The 25,216-nt window shown below is 38.3% G+C and carries 17 protein-coding genes and 1 other annotated feature; of the genes, 4 read left to right on the forward strand and 13 right to left on the reverse strand.

The window, feature by feature from the left end:
* Positions 1-28: 28 nt before the first annotated feature.
* From AB3I12_RS09650 to AB3I12_RS09670, 5 genes are all read right to left on the reverse strand, one after another.
* A complete protein-coding gene (locus tag AB3I12_RS09650) occupies positions 29-949 on the reverse strand; it encodes a carbohydrate ABC transporter permease (protein ID WP_010721014.1) in 921 nt (306 codons plus the stop codon).
* A gap of 13 nt (positions 950-962) precedes the next feature.
* Positions 963-1,910 carry a sugar ABC transporter permease gene (locus AB3I12_RS09655; RefSeq protein WP_010721015.1) on the reverse strand — a complete coding sequence of 316 codons (948 nt, stop codon included), beginning with the start codon at positions 1,908-1,910 and terminating at the stop codon, positions 963-965.
* Between the two features lie 626 nt (positions 1,911-2,536).
* On the reverse strand, positions 2,537-3,262 hold the full coding sequence (locus tag AB3I12_RS09660) for a pseudouridine synthase (RefSeq protein ID WP_063627615.1): 726 nt from the start codon (positions 3,260-3,262) through the stop codon (positions 2,537-2,539).
* A gap of 83 nt (positions 3,263-3,345) precedes the next feature.
* Positions 3,346-4,992, reverse strand: coding sequence for a polysaccharide biosynthesis protein (locus tag AB3I12_RS09665; protein WP_063627616.1), 1,647 nt, complete (start codon positions 4,990-4,992; stop codon positions 3,346-3,348).
* Between the two features lie 95 nt (positions 4,993-5,087).
* Entirely contained in the window at positions 5,088-5,933 is an 846-nt protein-coding gene (locus AB3I12_RS09670) for a hypothetical protein (protein WP_063627617.1), read from the reverse strand.
* Positions 5,934-6,284: 351 nt separating this feature from the next.
* Here AB3I12_RS09670 and AB3I12_RS09675 point away from each other — a divergent pair, with 351 nt between their 5' ends.
* On the forward strand, positions 6,285-7,787 hold the full coding sequence (locus tag AB3I12_RS09675; RefSeq protein ID WP_034700494.1) for a UDP-N-acetylmuramoyl-L-alanyl-D-glutamate--L-lysine ligase: 1,503 nt from the start codon (positions 6,285-6,287) through the stop codon (positions 7,785-7,787).
* 159 nt (positions 7,788-7,946) lie between these two features.
* On the opposite strand, the gene celB is transcribed toward AB3I12_RS09675, so the two are convergent.
* From celB to AB3I12_RS09715, 8 genes are all read right to left on the reverse strand, one after another.
* Positions 7,947-9,290 carry a PTS cellobiose transporter subunit IIC gene (gene celB, locus AB3I12_RS09680; protein WP_010721020.1) on the reverse strand — a complete coding sequence of 448 codons (1,344 nt, stop codon included), beginning with the start codon at positions 9,288-9,290 and terminating at the stop codon, positions 7,947-7,949.
* On the reverse strand, positions 9,290-9,808 hold the full coding sequence (locus AB3I12_RS09685) for a hypothetical protein (RefSeq protein WP_063627618.1): 519 nt from the start codon (positions 9,806-9,808) through the stop codon (positions 9,290-9,292). The genes celB and AB3I12_RS09685 overlap by 1 nt, the downstream gene beginning before the upstream one ends.
* Positions 9,809-9,822: 14 nt before the next feature.
* The gene (locus AB3I12_RS09690) at positions 9,823-10,149 is read right to left on the reverse strand and encodes a PTS cellobiose transporter subunit IIA (RefSeq protein WP_010721022.1); all 327 of its coding nucleotides are present in this window, start codon (positions 10,147-10,149) and stop codon (positions 9,823-9,825) included.
* 12 nt (positions 10,150-10,161) lie between these two features.
* On the reverse strand, positions 10,162-12,141 hold the full coding sequence (locus AB3I12_RS09695; RefSeq protein WP_010736973.1) for a transcription antiterminator: 1,980 nt from the start codon (positions 12,139-12,141) through the stop codon (positions 10,162-10,164).
* Positions 12,142-12,157: 16 nt separating this feature from the next.
* Positions 12,158-12,472, reverse strand: a complete 315-nt coding sequence (locus tag AB3I12_RS09700) for a PTS cellobiose transporter subunit IIB (protein ID WP_010736972.1) — start codon at positions 12,470-12,472, stop codon at positions 12,158-12,160.
* Between the two features lie 221 nt (positions 12,473-12,693).
* Positions 12,694-16,383 (reverse strand): hypothetical protein, encoded by a 3,690-nt coding sequence (locus AB3I12_RS09705; RefSeq protein WP_063627619.1) that lies wholly within the window; start codon positions 16,381-16,383, stop codon positions 12,694-12,696.
* Positions 16,384-17,454: 1,071 nt separating this feature from the next.
* Positions 17,455-19,869 carry a leucine--tRNA ligase gene (leuS, locus tag AB3I12_RS09710; protein WP_063627620.1) on the reverse strand — a complete coding sequence of 805 codons (2,415 nt, stop codon included), beginning with the start codon at positions 19,867-19,869 and terminating at the stop codon, positions 17,455-17,457.
* A gap of 125 nt (positions 19,870-19,994) precedes the next feature.
* Positions 19,995-20,205: a binding site (T-box leader), on the reverse strand.
* 99 nt (positions 20,206-20,304) lie between these two features.
* Positions 20,305-22,305, reverse strand: coding sequence for a muramidase-2 (locus AB3I12_RS09715; RefSeq protein WP_063627621.1), 2,001 nt, complete (start codon positions 22,303-22,305; stop codon positions 20,305-20,307).
* Between the two features lie 381 nt (positions 22,306-22,686).
* Between AB3I12_RS09715 and AB3I12_RS09720 the strand changes: the two genes are divergently transcribed.
* The 3 genes from AB3I12_RS09720 to AB3I12_RS09730 all read left to right on the forward strand — a co-directional run bounded on the left by AB3I12_RS09720 (position 22,687) and on the right by AB3I12_RS09730 (position 25,109).
* Complete coding sequence (locus AB3I12_RS09720; RefSeq protein ID WP_010721028.1) at positions 22,687-23,337, forward strand: phosphatase PAP2 family protein; 651 nt, start codon at positions 22,687-22,689, stop codon at positions 23,335-23,337.
* Positions 23,338-23,583: 246 nt separating this feature from the next.
* Positions 23,584-24,540, forward strand: coding sequence for a TIGR01212 family radical SAM protein (locus AB3I12_RS09725; RefSeq protein WP_010736968.1), 957 nt, complete (start codon positions 23,584-23,586; stop codon positions 24,538-24,540).
* Positions 24,540-25,109, forward strand: coding sequence for a class I SAM-dependent methyltransferase (locus tag AB3I12_RS09730; protein ID WP_063627622.1), 570 nt, complete (start codon positions 24,540-24,542; stop codon positions 25,107-25,109). Before AB3I12_RS09725 ends, AB3I12_RS09730 begins: the two co-directional genes overlap by 1 nt.
* Positions 25,110-25,216 lie beyond the last annotated feature (107 nt).

The following is a 25,216-nucleotide window of genomic DNA, read 5'->3' on the forward strand; positions in this document are numbered from 1 at the left end:
TCCTAAATTGTTTTATATTTTTATTGCATTACTCTTTTACTCCACCAATCGTTAATCCTTTAACAAAATGTTTCTGGAAGAATGGGTAGCTGATCGCAATCGGCAAAGTAGAAATCACGACGATCGCCATTCGAGCTGATTCTCCCGGAACAGAAGCAAGTCCGCCTGTCAATTGACTGCCCGCTCCTGAATTTTGTGTCAAATATTGAATATTGCTTTGGATCTTCATCAATAAATATTGCAAAGGAACCAGTTTATCATCTTGAATATAAAGCAACGCATTAAACCAATCATTCCAATACCCTAAGGCGGCAAACAAACTGATCGTTGCAATCCCTGGAATTGCCAGCGGTAAAACGATTTGCACAAAGATTCGCAGCTCACTAGCCCCATCAATTCTTGCAGATTCAATGATCGAATCTGAAACCGAGCGTTTGAAGAACGTTCGCATCACGATGATATTGAACGGACTAACCGCCATTGGCAAAATCAATGCCCAGATCGTATCTTTTAACTGCAAGAGATTTGTCATTACTAAATAGTTCGCAACCATCCCTGGTGAGAACAACATCGTGATCAAACAAAATACGGTAAAGAAGCGCCGAAATGGGAAGTTTGATCGTGAAATCGCATAAGCGTATAAAGAAGTCGCTGTACTATTGATCAAAGTCCCTAGAACAGTGACAAGGATCGTCACAAATAAAGCTTGGAAAATCTTGTCTTGCATTTGACCGAATAAGTAAGTATACCCAAATGTACTAAATTCTTTTGGCCAAAAACTGTAGCCATATTGTGTCAAAGCGGATTCTTTCGTAAAAGAAATCGCAATCACGAATAGAAACGGTAAGATGCAAGAAAGAGCAAACAATGCGATCAACAAGTTAGAGAAAAAATTGGTTGTTTTGTTAAATGAACGAATCTGTACTCGTTCGACTTTCTTTTTTTTCATTTCTTTCTCCTCCCTAGAACAATGCTGATTCGCTGTCGAAACGACGAGCAATCGTATTTGTGATCATCAATAGAACAAACCCGACAACGGATTGATACAATCCCGCTGCAGCTGTCATTCCAAAGTCACCAGTAGAGGTCAAGCCATTATAAATGTAAGTATCCAATACTTGTGTGACATCATAAAGTGCCCCGGAATTTCTCGGGATATTGTAGAATAAACCAAAGTCTGCTCGGAAAATATTCCCGACAGCTAGAATCGTTAAGATCGTCATCAACGGAATCAATTGTGGAATCGTCACATGTTTGATTTGTTGCCATTTGCTGGCACCATCCACCATCGCTGCTTCATAATAAGTAGGATCGATCCCCATAACAGAAGCAAAATAAATGATACTGTTATAGCCAATCCCTTTCCACGTACCGATAAAGACAAGAATAAACGGCCAATACTTCGGTTCGTTATACCAGTTGATCGCTTCTCCACCATGCCCAGTGATCCACTGATTAAAGATTCCTTTGTCAGGACTCAAGAAGGCATAAACAAAATACCCAATGATGACCCATGATAGAAAGTAAGGAAGTAACGACATTGTTTGGTAAACTTTTACCAGTCGTTTATTCCGTAATTCACTCATAATGATGGCAAAAACAACGGAAATCAATAAATTCAAAAGAATAAAAGTAACATTATATAAAATGGTGTTTTTAGTGATCAAGAAAGCTTGATCAGAAGTAAATAAGAAGCGGAAATTTTCCCAACCAACCCAAGGGCTTTCTCTTAAACTAGCTAAAAACCCGTCAGCAGAAATATGGAAGTTTTTAAATGCTACTACGTTTGCTAATACTGGGATATAAAAGAAAAAAATCATCCATAGCATCCCCGGCACAGCCATCAGTACTAAAGCTTTGTAGCGCCATAGATTAGCAAAAAAATGATTTAACCCCTTTCTTTTTTTCATCGTAAAACTCCTTTCGTGTCATTCACAAGCCAATTATAGCGCTTACAACAAAAGGAATAAATAAACAAATTATAGATAAAATGATACAAAATATAGATAACAAAATTAGGCAGAGGTTCAATTTTAGCGATCAATTTTTTCAAAAAATCGTTGGCTAATGGCAGTAATTTCTAAATAAACACGGATGAAATGAGCATAAAAAAGGGTGTTAGGTATAGATAAAGAAGTCGAACATGCAGAAAAATCAGCCGCTCATTAGAATGAAAATCACTGATATTCTAGTAGGTACTTAAGTTGCTACTGTACAAGTTATATTCGTTTTGAGATAGACAATACTCACGATTAGTTGAACAGGAGTTTTGAACAGACGATCAATCCTATACTGCTTCTATTCACTCTTTTGTTAACAGCAAGTATATTGCTTTATATAAACTAAAGCGATGTGGCTGTAATAAGAAAAGACACCTTGAACTCCTTTAGAATGAATTGGGCGAACCAATTCATCGAAGGATTCAAGATGTCTTATACTCAGCTTATCGAAGATACCCTAACTATCATTTTATCATTTGACAATGAGCCTAAAAACAGGCCAGCTGGCTTTTGTTTCTTCATTGTATTTCGTTCGATTACATTTCCTTTCCCTCTAACTGCTTGACTTCTTCAGCTGTCATTTGCCGATACTCGCCGAGTGCCAAGTCTTCTGGGAGCAGGAAATTCCCCATTCGGATTCTTTTAAGATAAGTGACTTCTTTTCCTACGGCTTTGACCATCCGTTTGACTTGATGGAATTTTCCTTCATGCAGGATCAAGCGAATCACCGATGTTTCATCTTCCGAATTGACTGAAACAATGGTTAATTGAGCAGGTCTGGTTTCTTCGCCACCGTCAATGGTCAATCCTTGACTAAATGCCTGTACATCGGCTTCGGTCATGATACCGTTGACTTCAGCGAAGTACTCTTTTTCGACATGTTTCTTTGGGGAAAGTAAACGGTGAGCCAAGCCGCCATCATTTGTCACAACCAATAAGCCTTCTGTATCTTTATCTAAACGCCCGACTGGAAAAAGGTCTTCCCGATAAGAAGTATCATCGAATAGATCAAGCACTGTTTGATCGTAGTTGTCTTGAGTGGCTGAAATTACTCCAGCTGGTTTATTGAGGATATAATAAAAATCTTTTTGGTAAATGAACTGTTCGCCTTCATAAGTCACTTGATCCTTCCATTCATCTACTTGGAATTTGTCACTTTTAATGGTTTGATCGTTCACTTTGATGTGCCCTTTTTTGATCAGTGCCTTGACTTCTTTGCGACTGCCTAATCCGACATCCGCTAAAAATTTGTCTAATCGCATGCTTTTCCTCCATTTGATTGAAAAAAGAAGTTAAGGGATAATAGGGAACATTATTCCTAACTTCTTTTTTCAAATTTTATTTACTACTTGATTCTTAATCGATGGCGTAATCGAACCATACTTGGTCCTAAAAGACGTTCAGCTAATCGAATTTTTAACGCTAAGTATGCGTACACCGTACCGCCAACACCAGCTACAAATAAAATCAAGAACAATGACTGAATTTTACTATCTTGATTGAGGAATAAACCGAAAACAGATTTCGTGACCCCAGCTGCTACCAGCATGATCAGTGTCAAAATAAAAATCAATAGTGTTCTCCGCCAAACAAAACTTGGTTTGAAACGTGCCACTTGACGCATCTTTTTTAAAATCAGCGAGCAAGAAACAGCAAAACCGATCATCGTCGCAAATAGTGGACCGTAGACTTCAAACAGACGGATCGCTGGATATTGCAAGATCACCTTCACGACAAAACCGATTGCAAGATAACGGATCGCTGCGGCATTTTCAAACATCCCTTGAAGCATATTGGAAACTAACATATATAGACCAAGGAACAGCCCCACAAAACTGGCTTGGATCAACACGTGACTTCCTAGTTTATCAGGTGCATAAAACAACGTATTTAAAGGATAGGCTAGCAAGATCACGCCAAAGGTAGCAGGAAACATAAAGAACGAAAACAATTGTAAATTGCCACTTGTCAGTTTCGCTAAACCACGATGATCTTTGATCGTCACCGCTTCGGTGATCAACGGCAACCCAGTAGAAGCGATGGAAGTAGCAAGCGCAATCACGACCATCGTCAATTTATCTGGGTTTGCACTGAAAATTGAAAAGAGATCCAATAACTGATCTTTGGAATATTCAGTCGTTGCTGACATGATTTTAATAAAGGTAAACTGATCTACTAATTTAAAGATCGTCACTCCTGACCCAACAATAATAAACGGAATCGCTTCTTTGATCGTATCTAGTAACAATTCTTTTGTCGCTACGTTGACTTGGTTATGACTATACTGGACACGTGCCGCTGAATACGCCTGTTGTTTTTTCAAAAAATACAACAAAACCAAAATACTTGCTAACATTCCGATAAATGCAGCAAAAGTCGACTGAGTAACTGCTGTGACATAATCGCCTTTCATGACTTTCATAATAATAAAGGTCGCAAGCAACATGTAAAAGATCCGTGCGACTTGTTCCACGATTTGGGAAAGTGCATACGGCATCATTTCTTGGTTTCCTTGGAAATACCCTCGTATAACACTCATACAAGGAAAAACAAGTATCGCGATACTGAGTGATCGCATCGTTGGAATCAATTCTGCTCCGCCACCAGAAGCATGTGCGAGCCAAGGCGAAGCCACATACATAAATAATGAAAATAAGAGTCCTAGTACACCCATCATCTGTAATGCTCGAATAAATAAACGCCGAGAGGTCCCATATTCATTTAATGAATTGTAGCGAGCGGTTTGCTTTGCGATCGCCGCCGGAATCCCAGCTGTTGAAATCAGTAGGAACAAAGCATAAATATTGTAGCCCATATTGAATAATCCATTGGCAGCTTTCGCATTCTCTCCCATCCATGCGTACCATGGGATAATGTAGATCGCACCGAGTAACCGGGAAATGATATTACTAGCTGTCATCCAAGCAGAGCCACGAGCCATTTTTTCTTGAGGTGTTAAATTTTCCATTGCTGGTTTTCGTTGATTAGTCATCGATCAGATTCCAACTTTCTTCAAAACATTACTAACAGTTTAATAGCAAAATGGGAAACTGGCAATCTTTTTTGTGTGATTTTTCTGTAAATTCACTATTCTTTAGATAACTCTTTGTTTTGTTTTATTTTTATATTTTCATTAGAATTAGATAACAAACTGTTCCTGTGTTTCTGTTCATTGATAGCCTTTTCCGTTAAGTGATTGAGTGGTTGTTTTATACTCGAATGTTCTCCAGACTTCAACATGCCTTGTTTTTTACTAATTATATCTCTATATTTATAAATAAAGCTTTGTGAGGAATGCTTGTATTCACTCCATAGTTGCGGATCTTTTTCCCAAGGTGCTTCACATTGTTTTCCATTAGAAAAAAATGTGATTTTCCCCTCTAAAGCGTAGCGATGACGATAAATATATCTCAGTTCTCTATTTGTAATACTTCGGTTATACAAATCTTTTTTATGAACAACATTCCGTATATTTATTCCGTCTATAACAAAAAATAATTGAGTATTGGCATTTTTTATAGCAGCATCGATCCCTATTTTACATCCTCTTTTGGCATGTAAAATAGGGGAAATAACTTCTCCATCTTTTTCGAACAAACATTTTTCTTTTAACTTCAATATATGTACATCTTTATAAATATTTTCTAATTTATTTTTCTCTTTTTCTTGCAAAGATTGAAGATAATGTTTCCCTATAGGATCCATTTTAATATTTATGGGAATATAGGAATATAAATTCTTGGTAAAATTCTGCCACCTCTCTTTAGTGGTCAATTTTTCAGCTTCCTGTAAAATAGCTTCTTTTATTTTATTGTTATAAGTATCAATGTAGTTTTCTCGGGTTAACTTTTCATCTGAATACGAGAGAATAAACTTATCTCTTTCTGATTTCAACCCCAAAACTAGAATTTGCTTCTCTTCTATTTCAACCATTCTATTTTCCTTTCATTTTCATATTTTTCTTAATCAATCTATCATTTCTTATTGGAATCAGGAATTTCCTTATCCTCCTCTCTATAGTAATCAAAGACATCTTGAAAACAGAATATCCTTGTACTTAAAGGTTAAAACATTTCTATACTAATATCAAAAAAATTGAGTAAATCTTTTCTTCCTCTCATCTTTTTACAAAAAACTAGCCCTGTAATCAGTGAGGTCATCGTCTTACGCTAGCTTTTTCCTTTTTGCAATCAACTTTATTCTCTTTCTTCCCTTCCCGTAAGCCTTTTGAAATATGCTATAATGGATCAGAACCCAATGAATAATAAAGTGAGGGATGATTCAATGAGCTTCTCTTTAGAAGATATCCGTAAATTATTGATCAAAGAAAATTTATTAAAAGAATTTGTTTCTGTTCAAGGTTGGCATTTAGATGCTCCTGAGCAATTTGTATTCAAAAAGTTAAGTTATGACTCACGCCAAGTAGATCATGAGACGTTGTTTTTTTGTAAAGGTCTGAATTTCAAAGAAGAGTATTTAACAAGTGCGATCTCGAATGGTTTGAGCTACTACGTCGCTGAACAGCCTTACGAAAATACAGCAACTGGTATCATCGTGACTGATATTCGCAAAGCGATGGCGATCCTTTCCATGGCTTTTTATCAGTATCCCCAAAAACAATTGCAAGTGATCGGCTACACTGGAACTAAGGGAAAAACAACGGCAGCTTATTTTACCAAAGCCATTTTAGATCATGCGACAAACAATAAAACAGCGTTGCTTTCAACAATGAACACGACTTTAGATGGACAAACTTTTTTTAAATCCCATTTAACAACGCCTGAATCATTAGACTTGTATCGCATGATGGCGGAAGCGGTAAAAAATGGCATGACACATTTAGTGATGGAAGTATCCTCACAAGCTTACAAAACGCAACGGGTATATGGTTTAACGCTAGATGTAGGAATCTTCCTGAACATCTCTCCTGATCATATCAGCCCCATTGAACATCCAACTTTTGATGATTATTTCTATTGCAAACGTCAATTGATTTTAAATTCTAAAACTGTGATTTTAGATCATGAAAGTGATCATTTCGATCTTTTACAGGAAACGGCTGAGTTAGCAAACGTCCCTTACATCACTTATGGACGTTCTGCCGAATCTGATTATGAAGTAAAAAGTTTAACTTCAGGGAACCATGCCTTTCACTTGATCAAACACAACGGAAAACTTGATATCGAAGCAGACTATGAGATCCAATTAGCCGGTGATTTCAACCAAGAAAATGCAGCAAGTGCTATCATTGCGGCTGCGTTGACTGGCGCCTCCATCGAGGATGCCCAAAAAGGACTCAAAGCAGCACGTGTGCCTGGACGGATGGATCAGTTGATCCAAAAAAATGGCAGTCATGTTTATGTCGATTACGCACATAATTATCTCAGTTTAAAAACATTATTAGAATTTGCCAAAAAAGAACATCCTAAGGGTCGGGTCATCGTTGTTCTAGGTAGTCCCGGAAACAAAGCAGTTTCTCGCCGTCAGGATTTCGGAAAAGTATTATCAGAAACAGCTGACGTCGTCTTTTTAACAGCGGATGATCCAGCGTTTGAAGATCCACAAAAAATCGCTGAAGAAATCAATGCAGCTATCACTAATGCTGAGCTTGAGGTTCATTATGAAATGGATCGTCCAGAAGCGATCAGACAAGCATTAGCGATCAGCAATCCTGAAGATTCCGTTGTAGTCGCTGGAAAAGGAGTCGACCCTTATCAAAAAATCAATGGGATAGATGTTCCTTATAAAGGCGATTATGAAGTCGTCAAAGAATTGATTGAAGATTGAGTATTTCAATGAATACCACTTGTTTACAATAAAAAAAACACGAGATGCGAAACGTATTGAAGCGACCTCCAAAAATTAGATTTTTTGGAGGTCGCTTCATATTTATCGTAGTTTTCTATCTTTGTTTTTATTGAGTTAATTGAAGCAAATCACATGGCTTTATTCCGCAGCTAATTCGGCTGCTTTTTCTCTTTCTTCAGTCAACAGTTTATTGTCATAGTATTTGATGAATGGTAACCAAATGAAGAACGCTAAAATTGCACATAATACTGCTAAAACAGCCGCCTTCCAGTCTCCCCCACTACCGACAAATGCGCCCACACCAACTGGCGAAGGCCAAGGCATTTGCGCCAGCATTGGCTTAACGATCTCGAAGCGAATGGCAAAATAAGCTAGTGAAGCCGATGCCATCGGTGCTAGGAAAAATGGAACAGCCAGATACGGATTATAAACAATTGGCATCCCAAAAATAATTGGCTCATTGATATTAAAGATACCTGGAACTAGTGAAGCTTTCCCTAGTACTTTTAATTGATCGGATTTAGCCAAAAAGGCAATGAAGAAGATCAATCCTAATGTGGCCCCTGATCCTCCTACTGTTACATAGGAATTATTAAATTCGCCAGCAAGCGGGAAATTCGCTCCCTGTGCATTTGCTGCCATGTTCGCTAATACGATTGGTGTCAAGAAAGAAGTAATGATATTGGCGCCGTGGATACCCACGATCCATAGTGCATGGATCAAGAAATAGATCACCATGATCCCTAACCATGTGTTCGTTAATTGAGTAACAAACCCGAATGGAATCGCAATCATTTTGAAGATATCTGTTCCTAATACAACCAACAGACCATTAACAAGCATCACGACGAAGCCAATCACAAATGTAGGGATCAAAGCTGTAAAGGAACGAGAAACACCTGGAGGTACTACATCAGGCATCTTGATGACCCAATTCCGTTTGACACAGATGCAATATAATTCAACAGCTATATATGACATGATGATTGCTGTAAAGATACCGGAAGTGCCTAGCCGCTCGACAAATGAGCCCATCCGAATCCCGTTCACAACCGTTTCCGTATCTGAGATACTAGCGATCAAACTTACTTTCCCATCAGATAACACTAATTCCGGAATACACATGAAGAAAGCAAATACCGCAAGCAGCGAACCAGTTAAAGGATTGACATTCAACCCTTGTTCATCTCGTTCGATTGAAGTCAGTTCATAAGCAAAAACAATAGCAAAATAAATGGATAAAATCCCCATGGTCATCGTGTTGATGATCATGTACAAATCACTGACTTTAAAAAATGTAGCGTTGAAAAACCCTTCAAGAAATGGAAATGGTAAAGGTAAGATATTCAAAACCAAAAACATCGACCCGACAATCGTAAATGGAATCGAAGCCATCCCTGCTGCCATTACCGCCCGAACGATTTTCATTTGTGCAATTTTTCCCATCGGTCCCATCAAATACTTTTCCAAAAATTTAAACATTAGTTACTCCCCTTCCCTAATTGTGAACTCTTTTCATATTGTTTAACACGTTGATATTGACGGTCTTGATTACGTTCAATTTTTTCTAAGCGGAACCAGCAAAAGCCACAAACAAAGATACCGCTTACAAATAATGCGAGTAAAAATAGCTTGGCGCTATGATCATTAGCCATAAATGGAAAAAATGAGCGATACCATGGGGTAAGTAGTAAGCCACTGATTCCTACGTTCATCATTCCTTGAATCTTAAAATAATTGCTCGTCCAAGGTGCTCGGTTCGTGTGCGTACGATAAAGTATGACTTGTTCACCGATAGCAGGAACGATCAAACCCAGCAAGCTAAGCGGCAGTAGCCAGGCACTGCTTCTTGCGATTAATAGTAGTACTAGCCAATTAAGATTGATGAAAAAGAAAAAGGCTGTCAAATAACGAATCACAAGATAACGATTGAAGTACATGATTTTCAAACTAAATTGTTTCTTTTCTAAAGCTAATTGTTGCTTCTTAGTTTCATCCACCTTAATCTCCTCTTTCAAGCTTTTTGTTGATACAAATAACTCATTTCATTTGCAACTTCTAAAAGGGTCATTGTTGTCATTAAATGGTCTTGGGCATGGACCATGATGATCTCCATCTCGATTTTTTGCCCACTTGCATATTCTTTTAGCAAGTTTGTCTGGGCTTTATGCGCTTCTAAAATAGCTTCATTTGCTTTATCTAATTGTTGACTCGCTTCCGCTTTTTCTCCTTGCCGTAGAAGTTTGAAGGCTTCATGAATCAATGTTCGGGCATTTCCACTATGCAAAATAATATCAAAAGCGATGACTTGTAATTCTTCACTCGTCATATTTCCAGTCACACGTATTCCTCCTTATTCAATCACCTCGTCAAAATGATTGCTAAAATTTTCAAACGTTGGTTCAATTAAAATTTGTTGTTGCAAATCTGTGCGATCAATTAATTGCACAATTGCTTTTGTCACTATAGTAATTTCTTCGTTTTCAATAAAAGATGGTGACACGAGAAAAACAAATTTGATCTGTTGGTAATCATCCCAAAACATCCCCTCCGGAATCACTGCGACTGCAATTTTTGTCGTGACCCCTACTGGAATAGCTGGATGTGGGACTGCAACGGTTTCACTGAAGACAATCTGTCCCATTTTCTCTCGCTTGCTGATTTGTGCCATCATTTCAAGGGTATAATCTTTTACTTCGTCTTTTTCTAAAAGCGAGAGTAGGTCTAAAATCACCGTCTCTTTAGTTGGTCTTTCAGAATAGACTTTGTACCATCTTTCAGAAAGCTGGCCATGATAATCCTGTCTTTTTTTCGGAGAATCTGTGCAAATAGTTTTTATTCTTTTTGACGGACAAGGTTGTAAGTCCGCAATCGTCTGTCGAATTTTTTGGCTATCTAGTGGATTCAAAAAGACACTCACATGTAATACGGGGATCTTAAAAATCATCGTTGATAAATCGATTGATGAAATAATCATATCTACGCCCATCAAAGTCATTTCATTGATCTCGTAATAACCTTTGACATTGGTCACTAAGAGCATTTCGCCAAACTCAGCAAGCACACGATTCTTCAACAATTGCGCACTTCCATAACCAGTTGCACAAATGATCAATACCCGTATTTTTTTCGCTGTTCTGACTTTTTCTAAAGCTGCCATGATGTGTAAGGTAAGATACGCCCATTCATCTTCATTGATCGTGAATTGTCGTAACATAGGCATTTGACTAAATATTCTTTTCGTCTGTTCAAAGGCGACCATATTTTCTTTTTTTATATCCTCAGTCAACGGATTCTCTAAAGTAATCCCTTGCCGTAGACGAACCACCATTGGCGTCAAATGATTAAGCAGACCATTTTTTAATTGTTGATCCTCAATCAGTGAATCGCCAAAAAAGTCGGCAAGCTGCTCAATCACTCTTGCTAATTCCTCGTAAAGCAGCTCATCATTTATTTTTTCGATGGGATTAGACTTAGCAACCAAATGCAATGTCAGATAATGAATTTCCGCTTCTGGAAAAGGTACTTTTGTCACACGATTCATTCGTTGAACGATCTTTTTTGCTACCTGATATTCACGGCGATCCACTAACTCTTCACTAAAATCTAAAGCTTCAATGGGGAATCCTTCGTTGATTCGCTTGATCGTCAATGCTAGGTGCAATGCTAGATTTTGCATGATAAAATCAGAAACTTTTAAATTTGCTTCTCGGATCTCATCTAAAATAATGATTAAAACCTCTTCAAAATTGAATTCATTGAAAAAGTGACTGTTCACTAAATAATCTTTTAAAGAGTTCGCTGCTTGATCTCCAAAAAACGTGTCCATAATAAAATGGCGCTTGTTTTGCTCTGATCCTTCGATCCACATTCCTTGTCGTGGTTTAGAACAAATTTTTAACGCATAGGGCTCGATTTTTGCCTTTATCTCATTTAGATCATTGGATAAACTAGAACGGCTGATAAAGAGTTCCGACTCTAATTCATCCATAAAAATGGCTTCATCTTCTAGCAATAACTTATTCAACAGATATTTTTGCCGGTCTTCAGTTTCAAAAAATTCCATTTCAGACATGCCTTGATCAGCTGCGATATTTTGATGTTTTAAAAAAAATGCAAATGCCAAAGGCTTTAAGATCGCCAACTGATATCCTTGTCCTTGTTTGGCAATGATTTTTGCCCCATTTTTTTCAATTTTCTCTTTGACATCAACCATGTATTTACGGATTGTTCGATCAGATAAAGACAATTCAGAAGCAAGCTCATGACTAGTGATATATTTTTTTTGGTAGTTGATCAATAGCCCTAACAATGCTTTTTCGATCTGTTTCATCTTTATCCACTCCTAGTTAGATATTTTCTTCAATCAATTCCGCTAATTTCTGAATACCTGTGGGAATCGGAACATACGCTTGAAAGGGAATACTAACCACAGGTTTATCAACCGTTTTTCCTAGTTTAACAAACTTATCTAAAAACATCGTGGTTTGAGGACTAATGAGAAATAAATCAAAGTCGCTTGACTTGATCATTTTATCGCCTTCTGTCGCAGATACCGCATCGACTTCGATTTCTTCCCCCTTTTGTTTGAATAGATCCGTGGTCTTAGAAGCCATCATAGAAGATGACATCCCTGCTGCACAAATAATCAATGCTTTTTTCATTTTATTTGCTCCTTCCTTTTCGTTCTATTTAAAGTATAGATTGTAAACGTTTTCTTTACAAAAGAAATACTTCCGTATCGATTAGGAAGAAAAAAACATACAAAAAAAGAAACTGAGCTAAAACTTGCCTCAGTTTCTTTTTTAGTTGGTTAAAAAATTCTTTCTGTTTGTTTTCGGAACTATCCGATGCTTTCACGACCTCTTTTGAATAGGTCTATATCTCATGGTGTTTTAAAATGCAACTGCATCAAGTAACTAGGTCTGATTGGCGCATCTAAGGTTTCCGACAAGATGTTGTCACCTGCTGTTCCAAAGAAAGAGAACTCATAAGCATTCTGTTCACTTGTTAAAGTGACAAGTTCAACGGTTTCTGATAGATTTTGACCATTTGCTACTAAAACTACCTCTTGTTCATGATCCGTATTTTGCAAACCTAATGTCAGTTCAGTTAATCGTTCGGTTTCTTCAAGACTAGTCATGGCATCCACATAAACGGATACCGGACGGTTGGAATTATTTTTGATCTCATAATTTGGTGAAGCGATACCAGCTAGAATATCCTCCTGTACAAAACTCATACGTGCAGGAATGGTGACATCGATGTATTGTGCGTTAGATGTAATCGTCAATATTCCGTCTAGTTCTGTTTTATTGCCAAATTCATCAATCAATTTCAGCGTAAATCGATGATCGTCTGCAGGCAACTCAGAAAATTCTAAGCCATTCTCGAAAGTTAACTCAAGTCGGATATTTTCTGGTAAGGACCAATTGTCAGTTGGATCGCCATCTAACAACTCTCGTAAATCCGGCATTTCACTTCCTTGCTCATAGACAAGTGAATCTCTTAGCTTTCCTTCTGGAGGTGTTGTATCCTCGATCAATAGATTTATAGGTGAAAAGTGTTGTTGGTTTCCTGCTTCGTCTGTTAGAACAGAGGCTACAACATACGCAGTAGATGAAGGCACTTTCCCAGCAATTTCAAACTTTCCTCCTTGAAGATCCTCCAGCCCAATCGTAATCTTTTCTGGTAAACTCCAATTATCTTGTAAAGTCCCTTCTTTAATCACACTCATTAACTCTTCTCGGCTAAGACTGCCTGTACGTCTTGCTTCAAATGAAACACTCCGTTCAAACTCTGCTGTCGGTGCCTTCGTATCTACTACTGTATATTTAGTAGTAAGTTCTTGCGTGTGATTCGTTGTTTTGTTTTTGACAGCAACTGTTACTTCTCCAGTTGCTCCAGGTGCCCATTCTTTCGGTCCATTAGTCAGACGATACTCATAATCATCGGTATCTTTTGGTCGTTTATCAAACCATGATTCTAGAATCGTCCGAGATAATTCTTGGCTTCGTTGGGCTTCAACAACCACTTCAGACTTTATTTCAAACCGTTCACCGATGTACAACTTACCCTTAAGTTCTCTAGCATTTCCTCTTTCATCCGTCAAGGTTAACGTAAACTCGTGCGCCCCTTCAGGTAATTCTGAAAACTGCTTGCCGTCCTTGAAGCTTAATGCAAGTTTGATATTTTCTGGTAGCGACCAGTTGTCGGTGGGTTCGCCATCTAATAACTCTCGTAAATCTGGCTCTTTACTGCCTTTTTCAAAAAACAGTGACTCCTTAAGCTTGCCCTCTGGTGCTTGCGTGTCAACGACTGAAATATTTTTCAGATATCGACTCGTATTTCCTGCTTCATCTGTTAAGGTAATAAAAATATTACTGTACATACTTGGTGCCTTTCCAACAAGTTCAAACGGTTCATTTGCGGATCCGATGTTAGTCAATCCGATCGTAATCTTTTCTGGTAAACTCCAATTATCTTGCAGATCACTCTCAATCAACAGTTCTCGTAGTTCTGCTTGCGTGAGCGCACCTGTACGCCTTGCTTCAAACACGATCTCTTTTTTAAGTGTTGCGGTGGGTGATTTAGTGTCTACGACGGAGTATTTCGTTTCATATTCTTTTGTTTCATTTGTTGCTTTATTTGTGACAGCGACTGTTGCTTGTCCGTTAGTCTCTGGTGCCCATTCTGCCGGTCCGGAAGACAGACGATAGTCATAACTGTCAGGATTGTTTGGTAATTGTTCAAACCAGCTTTTGAGAATTTCAGTTGATAGCTCTTTGGCTCTTTGTGCTTGGACAACCACTTCCGATTTGATTTTAAACGCATCACCGACGTGTAACGTACCTTTGAGCTCTTTAGGATTTCCAGCCTCATCCGTCAAGGTTAGCGTAAATTTATGCTCTCCCCTAGGTAATTCCGAGACTTGCTTGCCGCCATCAACAGCCAACGAAAGACTGATTTTTTCTGGCAAGGACCAATTGTCGGTTGGATCACCCTCTAGTAAATCTCTTAAATCTTTCAGTTCCATTCCTTGTTCAATCACGATTTTGTCTTTTAGTTTCCCATCAGGAGGCGTAGTATCAACCACTTGGATACGATAACCACTTCCCGTAGCAGCATTCCCTGCTTGGTCGGTCACACGTACCTTGACAATTTCAACACCTGGTTGAGTCCCAGCAATCTCCCAAGGAACGTTGGAACCGTTATAATCAAATAACTCAATCTGGAGATCCTCCGGTTTACTCCAGTTATCTTCTAGTTTTTCAAATATACTCCTTAGTTCTTCATCAGTGAGACTCCCTTTTCGTCTAGCCTCCAATGGTGCATCCCTGATTACTGTGTATTTTGGTGCAGTAGTATCTACAACAGTATAGTTAGTCGTAAATTCTTGCGTGTTATTCGTTGTTTTATTTTTGACAATAACTGTAGCTTTTCCAGTTGCTCCAGGTGCCCATTCTGCCGGTCCGGAAGACAGACTATAGTCATAATTCCCTGAATTCTCCGATATCGTAGAAAACCAAGATTTTAGGATGCTCGTAGACAGTTCTTTTCCTCTTTGTGCTTCAACGATCACTTCATTTTTGATCTCAAATTCAGGTTGCTCTTTCTTCACTGTAATCGTTCCCAGCAAAGCATTGACATACGAAACATCTTCGATCGGGATCGAGTCTAAAACAGAGTATTGGGAGGCTACAGCCGTCGTCCCTAGTTTCACGTCTCCGTTAAGTACTAATCGATCTTCTTTTGCACTGGTCGATGCCAGCCTAGTGATCGTGACGGTAAAAGATGCGGCATAAGAAGAAATACTAGGCTTCGTAACCGTCACTTGATACCCATTGACACTTTGATCAGATGGAATCGTTAACGTATACGTTCCGCGGTAAGATGAATGATTCCCATAATACATCGTATCGTATGGATAATCATCCGTTGTGGTTAGATTACTTGCTATCCAAGAAATCCAACCATGATCTTTATCTTGAGTGACCTTCTCATAGGTAGGCACATTCACAGTAAAGGAAGTCTTCGAACCAACGGCAGCTCCCAACATAATAGTGCGATTAATCTGTGTCGCTAACGTTTTCTCAATATAACTTTTTTTCCCATTTGCTATCAGATCAGGTCGATATTTATCTAGGTTTGGTAAATTATTCTTCCTTAACTCAGCACTTTGTCGAAGGACTGGTGGTACAGGATCTTCCCATGGAGTCACAGGTTCCGTTACTTCAGTTGGCTGTTCAGTTGGTATTTCAGTTGGTACTTCTTCCACTTCTTGTTCTTCAACGATCGGTACTTCCTCAACTGCAGGTGCTTCTTCTACGATTTCCTCTGTATTTTCTTCTACTGGCTCCTCTACCTCGATTGACTCTTCTGTTGAGTCGTTTGCAGCTGTTTCAGGTGAAACAGGTTCTTGCATCACTGGTTGTTCCCCTTGATTTTGTAAATCCTGTACAAACTCCGTATCTAGTTCTGGTGGTGCTTCCTCAGCAAAAACGGTTAATGGATAAAGACAATTTTGGAACAACAACAAAGAGGTTGTTATCGTTCGCAAATGCTTGCTTTTCAAATTTTCTGTCCTCCTCTCTTACTAATACACTCACTCTTTTTCCTTGCTCAAATTCTCTAAAAGGAAAGATTAAATAAACAAAATTTTTATTATTTCTTATGAACATTCCTAGTGTGAACGTTCCTAATATTTGTAAAAGGTTACTTTTTTGCTCATGAGATGATAGTTTATTTGACTATTAACATAACAAAAATCACTATGTAAAGAAAAATTTTTCATTTTAATCTTACGTATACTCACCTCCAAAAACATATGAAACACCTACACTAAAATTATCTACGATTATCCGCTTAGAGCAAAACCTTTTTTTACCGATAGAATGGTAATTTTTAACAGATTTGCGGTTGTTTCATCGGCCTGTCATTTTTCTAAAATAAAAAAAACAAAATAGCGTAATACTATAGCTTGGTATTAAAAAAAAAGAAAACATGCCAACTAAATAAAAATAACAATGTTTTAAAAAAATGTGTCATTTGTTTACGTTCAAAAGGTATCACGATGCAAATATTGTGAGACATAAGCAATTTTAATAAAACACTTTTTGTTTTTTTCACTTTTGTAACTAACAAAAAATAACTGTTCATCTTGGATAGTCATTCACAAAAAAAAACGTCAGCAAACTTCCACTCGGTGAATGGTTCTAACTCTTCAATTGATATTTTCTTTGTTTTAGTTTCTCTTCACTTTATTTTTCTATAAAAGAGTTTGAGAGGAAGCGACCCAAGACAAATAAATAGTATTTAAGCATCTGCTCGGAGCTATCCGCCTCTTTCACGATCTTATCCACGGTGTTTCAAGCTCTAACGGAAAATAAGCCGAAGAAAGAGGTTGAGCCAACACATGGCTCAACCTCTTTTCCGGCTTATTTCTCAGAGCTAGACACTTTTGTCATAATCTCTTTTTTGTTTATTCAGTTATAAACTTGCTGAACTGATTGCGACTTATAAAACATCTTAAAATACTGAAACAGCCAAAATTGTTTTTAATGATCTGTTCTTCATTCTGAAAGTGGCTCTGGGTTTCATCGAAAGCTCCTTCAACAATCTCTTATAATTCACTTGTTCCTGCTTTTTAATTAGCCACGATATTTACTAATTTATTTGGTACAACGATCACTTTACGAACAGTTTTGCCAGCAATGTTTTCTTTGATCGTTTCATTGTTCATCGCTATTTTTTCAAGTTCATCTTTTGGTAAGTCACGTGAAACATTAGCTTTTCCTCGGACCTTACCATTGATTTGGAAGACAACTTCGATTTCATCTTCGATTAAAGCTGACTCATCATAAGTTGGCCAAGGTGCGTAAGAAATCCCTTCCTCATTTCCTAAGATTGCCCATAGTTCTTCACCCATGTGTGGTGCGATCGGTGCCAACAATTGAACAAATCCTTCGATATATTCATAAGGTAGTGCATCCACTTTATACGCTTCATTGACAAACACCATTAATTGAGAGATGGCTGTATTGAAGTGAAGATTTTCGTAATCTTCCGTAACTTTTTTGACGGTTTGATGATACACTTTATCTAATTTTCCATCATTTAAAGTGGTGATTCGATCACGCATCTTATTGTTTTCATCCACGATCAAACGCCAAACACGATCTAAGAATTTGCGACTTCCTTCTAGTCCATTTTCACTCCAAGCAATCGATGCGTCTAATGGTCCCATAAACATTTCATATAATCGTAATGTATCTGCGCCATATTTGGCCACGACATCATCTGGATTAACGACATTGCCACGTGATTTAGACATTTTTTCGTTGTTTTCTCCCAAGATCATTCCTTGGTTGTATAATTTTTGGAATGGTTCCTTTGTAGGTACAACACCGATATCATATAAGAATTTGTGCCAGAAACGAGCGTACAGCAAGTGAAGAACGGCATGTTCTGCTCCACCAATGTAGATATCTACTGGCAACCAGCGTTCTAATTTCTCATAGTTCGCTAATTCTGCTTTATTATGTGGATCGATATAACGTAAATAATACCAAGAACTTCCTGCCCATTGTGGCATTGTATTGGTTTCACGGCGACCTTTTTTGCCAGTCACAGGATCGACAACATTTACCCATTCTTCGATGTTAGCCAGTGGCGATTCTCCTGTTCCACTTGGTTTGATATTAGTCGTTTTAGGCAAACGTAATGGCAGCTCTTCTTCTGGTAAAGCTGTGACCGTACCATCTTCCCAATGAATGATCGGAATTGGTTCCCCCCAGTAACGTTGACGTGAGAATAACCAGTCACGTAAACGATAGCTGACTTCTTTTTTCCCACAACTATTTTCTTCTAACCATTCATTCATTTTAGCAATGGCTTCTGCTTTATTCATGCCATTCAAAAATTCAGAATTGATATGAGGACCATCTTCTGTATAAGCAGCCTCTTCAATATTTCCTCCTTCGATCACGGGAAGAATTTCTAAATCAAAGGTTTTTGCAAATTCATAATCACGTTCATCGTGAGCAGGAACAGCCATGATTGCTCCAGTACCATAAGAAGCTAACACATAGTCAGCGATCCAGATCGGGATCTCTTTTCCATTAACTGGATTGATGGCATAAGCTCCAGTAAAGACACCCGTTTTTTCTTTCGCTAGATCTGTACGTTTCAAATCTGATTTTTTAGCTGTCTCTTCGATGTATGCTTCAACTGCTGCTTTTTGTTCTGGCGTCGTGATTTCTTGCACCAAGTCTAATTCAGGAGCTAAAACAGAGTACGTTGCGCCAAATAGTGTATCTGGTCGTGTGGTAAAAATCGTGTACGTTTTGTCTGTTCCAGCAACTTTAAATTCAACATTTGCTCCTACTGAACGACCGATCCAGTTGCGTTGCATTTCTTTGATGCTATCTGGCCAATCTACTAAATCAAGATCATCAAGTAAACGATCTGCGTATGCAGTGATCTTTAGCATCCACTGACGCATTGGTTTGCGGACGACATCGTAGCCGCCACGTTCACTTTTTCCATCGATCACTTCTTCATTAGAGATCACCGTACCAAGTTCAGGTACCCAGTTAACTGCTACTTCTGCTTCATATGCCAAACCTTTTTCGTATAATTTTGTAAAGATCCATTGTGTCCATTTGTAATATTCTGGATCAGTTGTGTTGACTTCACGATTCCAGTCATAACTAAACCCTAAAGAATTGATTTGACGACGAAATGTTTCAATGTTTTTTTGTGTAAATTCAGCTGGATCATTTCCTGTATCTAATGCGTACTGTTCGGCTGGTAGTCCGAACGCATCCCATCCCATCGGATGCAAGACATTGAATCCTTGACTGCGTTTAAAACGAGATAAGATATCTGTTGCTGTATAGCCTTCCGGATGTCCAACATGCAATCCTTGACCTGATGGGTATGGAAACATATCCAACGCATAGAACTTTGGTTTTTCAGGATCATCATGGGTATTGAAGGTATTGTTTTTTGCCCAGTATTTTTGCCATTTCTTTTCGATTTCTTTATGGTTATAACTCATTTTCTATCCCCCTGATCTATTTGTACTTCCACATCAATCTGTCGAAGTTTAGTGAAGTCTAGCCTCACCTTTTTGTTTTTTTCATCTGAAGAAAACAAAAAAGTCCTATAAAAAGATTGCTCTTTTTATAGGACGTAATCTACGTGGTACCACCTAATTTTGCCTTTTCACAAAGGCCTCAAACGTTGTAACGGTCGTCACCGCTCCTACTTACTCTGTTTGTGATTTCAGTAGGCGCAACTCAAAGGCGAGTTCAAAAGCGTCCGTACACATTTCCACCAACCATGTGCTCTCTAAAACTTTCGACTTTTTACTACTTCCTTTTCAGGCGTTGATTTTTATTTACTCAAAAGTGTAGATTCATAGTAACAAATAAATGCTACAAGTTCAAATATTATTTCACACATTTACTGATTTCCTGCCATGTGTCATTACTTATTTTTTGACGATCAACTGTTGTCCCGGATAAATAAAGTTATTCTTGATATTATTCCATTCGATCAATTGATTCATGGTGATTCCATGACTATCGGCAACGCCCCATACTGATTCGCCTGCTTTGACGGTATAGGTTTTTTCATCTGATTTCGCTGGCGTTGATTGTGCAGTGCCTTTTTTAACGATGACTTCTTGTCCTGGATAAATAAAATTGTTTTTGATGTTGTTCCATTCAATCAACTGATCCATCGTAATATGGTGTTTATTGGCAACGCCCCACACCGATTCGCCTGCTTTAACGGTGTACTTCGTATCGCCCGTTGAAGAAGCCGTTGGAGTTGTAGAAGCTGGCGTTGAAGCTGTTGGTTTGGTTGTTGCTGTTGCGCTTGCTTTACTGCTTCCACCTTTGACGATCAATTTCTGTCCTGGATAAATGAAGTTATTCTTAATATTGTTCCATTCAATCAACTGGTTCATGGAAATCCCATTTTTATTTGCAACACCCCATACTGATTCGCCTGCCTTGACAGTATAAGTCGCTTGCCCTGTCGCAGTTGAGCTGGTATTGCTTGATGCGGTGTTCTTGTTATTAGCTGTCGAAGCGGACGCATTACTTGAAGATGAGCCACCTTTGACAATCAATTTTTGCCCTGGGTAAATAAAATTATTTTTAATATTGTTCCATTGAATCAGTTGGTTCATGGAAATTCCAAATTTATTCGAAACACTCCAAACCGATTCGCCTGCTTTGACAGTATAAGTACTTCCAGAAGTAGTACTTCCTGTATTTGCCGTATTACTAGATGTATTACCTGTCGATGTATTAGAAGTAGAACCGCTTGCTGAAGAACTACCTTTTGAAACAACCAACTGTTGACCTGGATAAACAAAGTTATTCTTGATGTTATTCCATTCGATCAGTTGGTTCATCGAAATCCCATGATCATTCGCAATTTTCCAAACAGAATCGCCTGATTTAACCGTATATTTTGCACCAGTTGCTTGCCCCGTACTGCCAGACGTATTCGTGTTGCCAGAAGTATTTCCAGAAGAAGCATTATTACCAGTGTTAGTGGTTGAAGAACCTGCAGATTGGCCACCTTTGATCGTTAATTTTTGTCCTGGATAGATAAAATTATTTTTGATATTATTCCATTCGATTAACTGCGCCATCGTGATTCCAAATGAATGAGAGATTCCCCAAACGGAGTCTCCTGATTTGACGGTATAAGTCGTACCAGTCGTAGTTGCAGAACCGCCTGAGTTCCCACTAGTACTTCCAGAATTGGATGTATTTCCCGTATTCCCGCCATTTCCAATCGTTGCACCGCCTCCAGCGTTGCCGCTAGCTGGTGTATCGTATTTGGTCAATCCATAGGTTGTAATAATATTGTTTAGTTTTCCAGCGTACCCTGGATCAGTTGCATAACGACCTGTCAAACAAGCAGTAGCATCAGTATAAGATTTAGTATTGCTTTTCCAAGTACCTGCATAATAATAGCCATTACCAAAAGAGGTATTTCTTAAAACATAGGCATTGTCATTAAATGACTCTGCAAAAGAAGGGTACTGACGGAAAGGTTCTTTTTTAGATACCCATTTATTGTTAAGATATTCGAGTGTATCCATATAAACAGTTTGACCTTGATAACTTCCTTTAATCCCAAATAGATTATAGTAAGGTGCTTGTGACAAGGCACTACTTCCCCAACCACTTTCGACGACTGCTTGAGCAATCATGACTGAGGCATATAAATCGTTGGCTTGGGCAATTGGTTGTGCATACGTAGCAATCTCAGCAATAAACGCTGCTGTATTGATTCTGGCACCGAATTGTGTGGGGGTTTGATCAGCATCTACTTGTACAGGCTGAATCAATGGCGCTGCCACAGAACAGCCGACCATCGCCGTACCGACAAGTGCAGCACTACGTTTTACTTTACGAAAACGTTTGGTTTCATTTAAACGTCTACGTTCTTTTCTTGCAATGTTTTCCATCTTCTATCCTCCAACTTCTATCTACAATTTCTATACTATTATAATAATTATAACTTCTCTTAATCTTTATTAAAAGTTATTTAAGTGTGTGACTGCTTATTGTAATCAGACTGTAACCTTTCGTAATGTTCAACACTGAGAAAAAAATAGCACCTTTCCCCGCTTGATTTTAACGACTTTTAACAAATAATCGATTTAAACTTTCCCAGTCAAAGTATGTCAGTTATATTACTTGAAAATGTCTAGGAGATTACAAAGTGATTTACAAATAAAATACCTTTTTTATTTTTTGATTAAGTGCTCGATTCTATAAATAATTATGGATATTATTTATAGAGAGAATAATGCTATAATGAGTCATTGTTGAAAAGGAGGATATTTATGAAGCAACGTACAACTTTTCATGTAGCTGGAGCTTGTTTTTTACTGCTCTTTTTAGTCTTAGGCTACATTGTCAAATACCGTATTTCTTTACTGGCGGGATTTGATCAATCAATAACAGAAATGATCCGCGCTCCCTATCCCCATTGGAATGCTTATCAGCTGTTTATGACAAAATTTGGCAATCCACTCACGGTCATCTTAGTCTTCTTGCTGGTTTCATTTTTGTTATGGTGGAAGAAAAAAAGACCTGAAATGATTTGGTTAGCGGTTAATTTTATTGCCATTGCTGGGATCATCAATCCTGTGATCAAACTATTCGTGATGCGCGTTCGCCCAACCCTTGAACACCTTGTGGTAGAGCACAGTTACAGTTTTCCTAGTGGTCATGCAGCTGGTAGTATGATTTTATATGGTACACTGATTTTTCTAATTCCTGTCATTATTCAAAAAAAGGTCTTTCGTCCATTGATTCAAATACTTCTAGCGTTTATTATAGTAAGTGTTGGGATTAGCCGTATTTATTTAGGCGTTCATTTTCCAAGTGATATTCTAGGTGGCTTTTTACTTAGCCTCTCGTGGTTATGCTTCACGTATCCAATTTATCGAACCCAAAAAGAAAAATGGCTAAACACGCAGAAAACGTCTTGATCTCACACAAGTATTTTTTAGTGAGAACTTTTGTTACAAATCATCCAAATCAATAAAAAATTGTGGAGAGACAGTTAACTTTTTTCTTTGATGATTAGTTAATCTGTCTCTTTACTTGATCCTAAGAACGATTATCGTTATAAAGTGCTTAGATTTTACGTCATTCATCAGGTATAATGATCTGAATCGTTCAATACGAGTAGAAGAAAGTGATGAATTTAGCACCATTAAGAAAGAAGGATAACAATGGAATTTACATATTCAGATGGAAATAAACGCTACCACTCATGGAATTATGCGTTAAGAAATGAATTTGGCGGGAAAATTTTCAAAGTGCCAATCGATGGAGGATTTGACTGCCCCAATCGTGATGGTACAGTAGCTCACGGGGGCTGTACTTTTTGTAGTGTTTCTGGATCAGGTGATATGATCGTCGCTCCCGAAGACCCATTACCTATTCAGTTCCATAAAGAAATCGATATGATGCATCAAAAATGGCCAGGGGTAACCCAATATATCGTTTATTTCCAAAATTTCACGAATACTCATGCACCTGTAGAAATCATTCGCGAGCGTTTTGAACAAGTGATCAACCTTCCTGGTGTTGTCGGGTTGTCGATTGGTACTCGCCCAGACTGCTTACCAGATGCGGTCGTGGATTATCTCGCAGAACTAAATGAACGGCTTTATCTGTGGGTCGAATTAGGATTACAAACGACTTTTGAAGAAACCTCTACACTGATCAATCGCGCACATGACTACCAAACTTACCTTGATGGTGTGAATAAATTACGAAAACATGGCATTCGTGTCTGCACTCACTTAATCAACGGTTTACCTGGTGAAACATTAGAAATGATGCGTGAAAATGTCCGACGTACGATCCTTGATTCAGATATCCAAGGAATCAAGCTTCACTTAATGCACTTGATGCGCAAAACAAGGATGCTTCGTGATTATCATGAAGGTCGTTTGCAACTGATGACCCGTCCTGATTATGTCAACGTGATTTGTGATCAATTGGAAATGATCCCTCAAGAAATCATTATCCATCGGCTTACCGGTGATGCGCCTTGGGATTCGTTGATCGGACCAATGTGGAGTTTGAAAAAGTGGGAAGTCTTGAATGCGATAGATGAAGAATTGGTTCGTCGCAATAGTTATCAAGGGAAATTTGATGTTCGTAAAGGAGTGCGTTGCTAATGCTACAAACTGCTTTACACTTTAGCCATACGTTATTAAAAGAAACCCTGCAACCAGGTGACCATGCTATTGATGCCACCATGGGTAATGGCTACGATACGCTTTTTATGGCTGAATTGGTCGGGAAGACCGGACATGTTTACAGTTTTGATATCCAACCTGCTGCCTTGCAATCCACGAAAGAAAAACTCGCTGAACAAGCATTGACCGATCGAGTCTCTCTTTATTTACAAGGTCATGAGACACTGGGGAAGGTCGTTTCTCCAGAGCAACCAATCAAAGCAGGGATTTTCAATCTAGGTTATCTTCCTAAGAGTGACAAAGCAATCATTACTTTACCTGAAACAACGAAAATCGCAATGGAAGAGATACTGAAACGTTTAGCCCCTCGAGGACGCATGATTATCGTCGTCTACTATGGTCATGAAGGTGGGAAATCAGAACTGGATATGGTACAACAGTTTTGTCAAATGCTCCCTCAAGATCAGTATAATGTTTTAAACTATCAATTTATTAATCAAAAAAACAATCCACCGATTTTGTATTGTGTGGAGAAGAAAAAATGTTGAAATAATTGGCTTTGTTCAATTACTCCGTTCGCTTCTTTATGGCTTATCAATGTTTTTGGACAGTTTTGCTAATTGACGAATATAAAAAAGCCCATAACTAGAAAGTT

The organism is Enterococcus sp. C65 (assembly GCF_040887165.1).
In the GTDB taxonomy this organism is placed as follows: domain Bacteria; phylum Bacillota; class Bacilli; order Lactobacillales; family Enterococcaceae; genus Enterococcus_B; species Enterococcus_B hirae.

Excerpts from the sequence above, each read along its gene's own strand:
- AB3I12_RS09650 (WP_010721014.1), bottom strand. The coding sequence starts at position 949 with ATGAAAAAAAAGAAAGTCGAACGAGTACAGATTCGTTCATTTAACAAA.
- AB3I12_RS09655 (WP_010721015.1), bottom strand. The coding sequence starts at position 1,910 with ATGAAAAAAAGAAAGGGGTTAAATCATTTTTTTGCTAATCTATGGCGC.
- AB3I12_RS09660 (WP_063627615.1), bottom strand. The coding sequence starts at position 3,262 with ATGCGATTAGACAAATTTTTAGCGGATGTCGGATTAGGCAGTCGCAAA.
- AB3I12_RS09665 (WP_063627616.1), bottom strand. The coding sequence starts at position 4,992 with ATGACTAATCAACGAAAACCAGCAATGGAAAATTTAACACCTCAAGAA.
- AB3I12_RS09670 (WP_063627617.1), bottom strand. The coding sequence starts at position 5,933 with ATGGTTGAAATAGAAGAGAAGCAAATTCTAGTTTTGGGGTTGAAATCA.
- AB3I12_RS09675 (WP_034700494.1), top strand. The coding sequence starts at position 6,285 with ATGAGCTTCTCTTTAGAAGATATCCGTAAATTATTGATCAAAGAAAAT.
- celB (WP_010721020.1), bottom strand. The coding sequence starts at position 9,290 with ATGTTTAAATTTTTGGAAAAGTATTTGATGGGACCGATGGGAAAAATT.
- AB3I12_RS09695 (WP_010736973.1), bottom strand. The coding sequence starts at position 12,141 with ATGAAACAGATCGAAAAAGCATTGTTAGGGCTATTGATCAACTACCAA.
- AB3I12_RS09700 (WP_010736972.1), bottom strand. The coding sequence starts at position 12,472 with ATGAAAAAAGCATTGATTATTTGTGCAGCAGGGATGTCATCTTCTATG.
- leuS (WP_063627620.1), bottom strand. The coding sequence starts at position 19,869 with ATGAGTTATAACCATAAAGAAATCGAAAAGAAATGGCAAAAATACTGG.
- AB3I12_RS09715 (WP_063627621.1), bottom strand. The coding sequence starts at position 22,305 with ATGGAAAACATTGCAAGAAAAGAACGTAGACGTTTAAATGAAACCAAA.
- AB3I12_RS09720 (WP_010721028.1), top strand. The coding sequence starts at position 22,687 with ATGAAGCAACGTACAACTTTTCATGTAGCTGGAGCTTGTTTTTTACTG.
- AB3I12_RS09725 (WP_010736968.1), top strand. The coding sequence starts at position 23,584 with ATGGAATTTACATATTCAGATGGAAATAAACGCTACCACTCATGGAAT.
- AB3I12_RS09730 (WP_063627622.1), top strand. The coding sequence starts at position 24,540 with ATGCTACAAACTGCTTTACACTTTAGCCATACGTTATTAAAAGAAACC.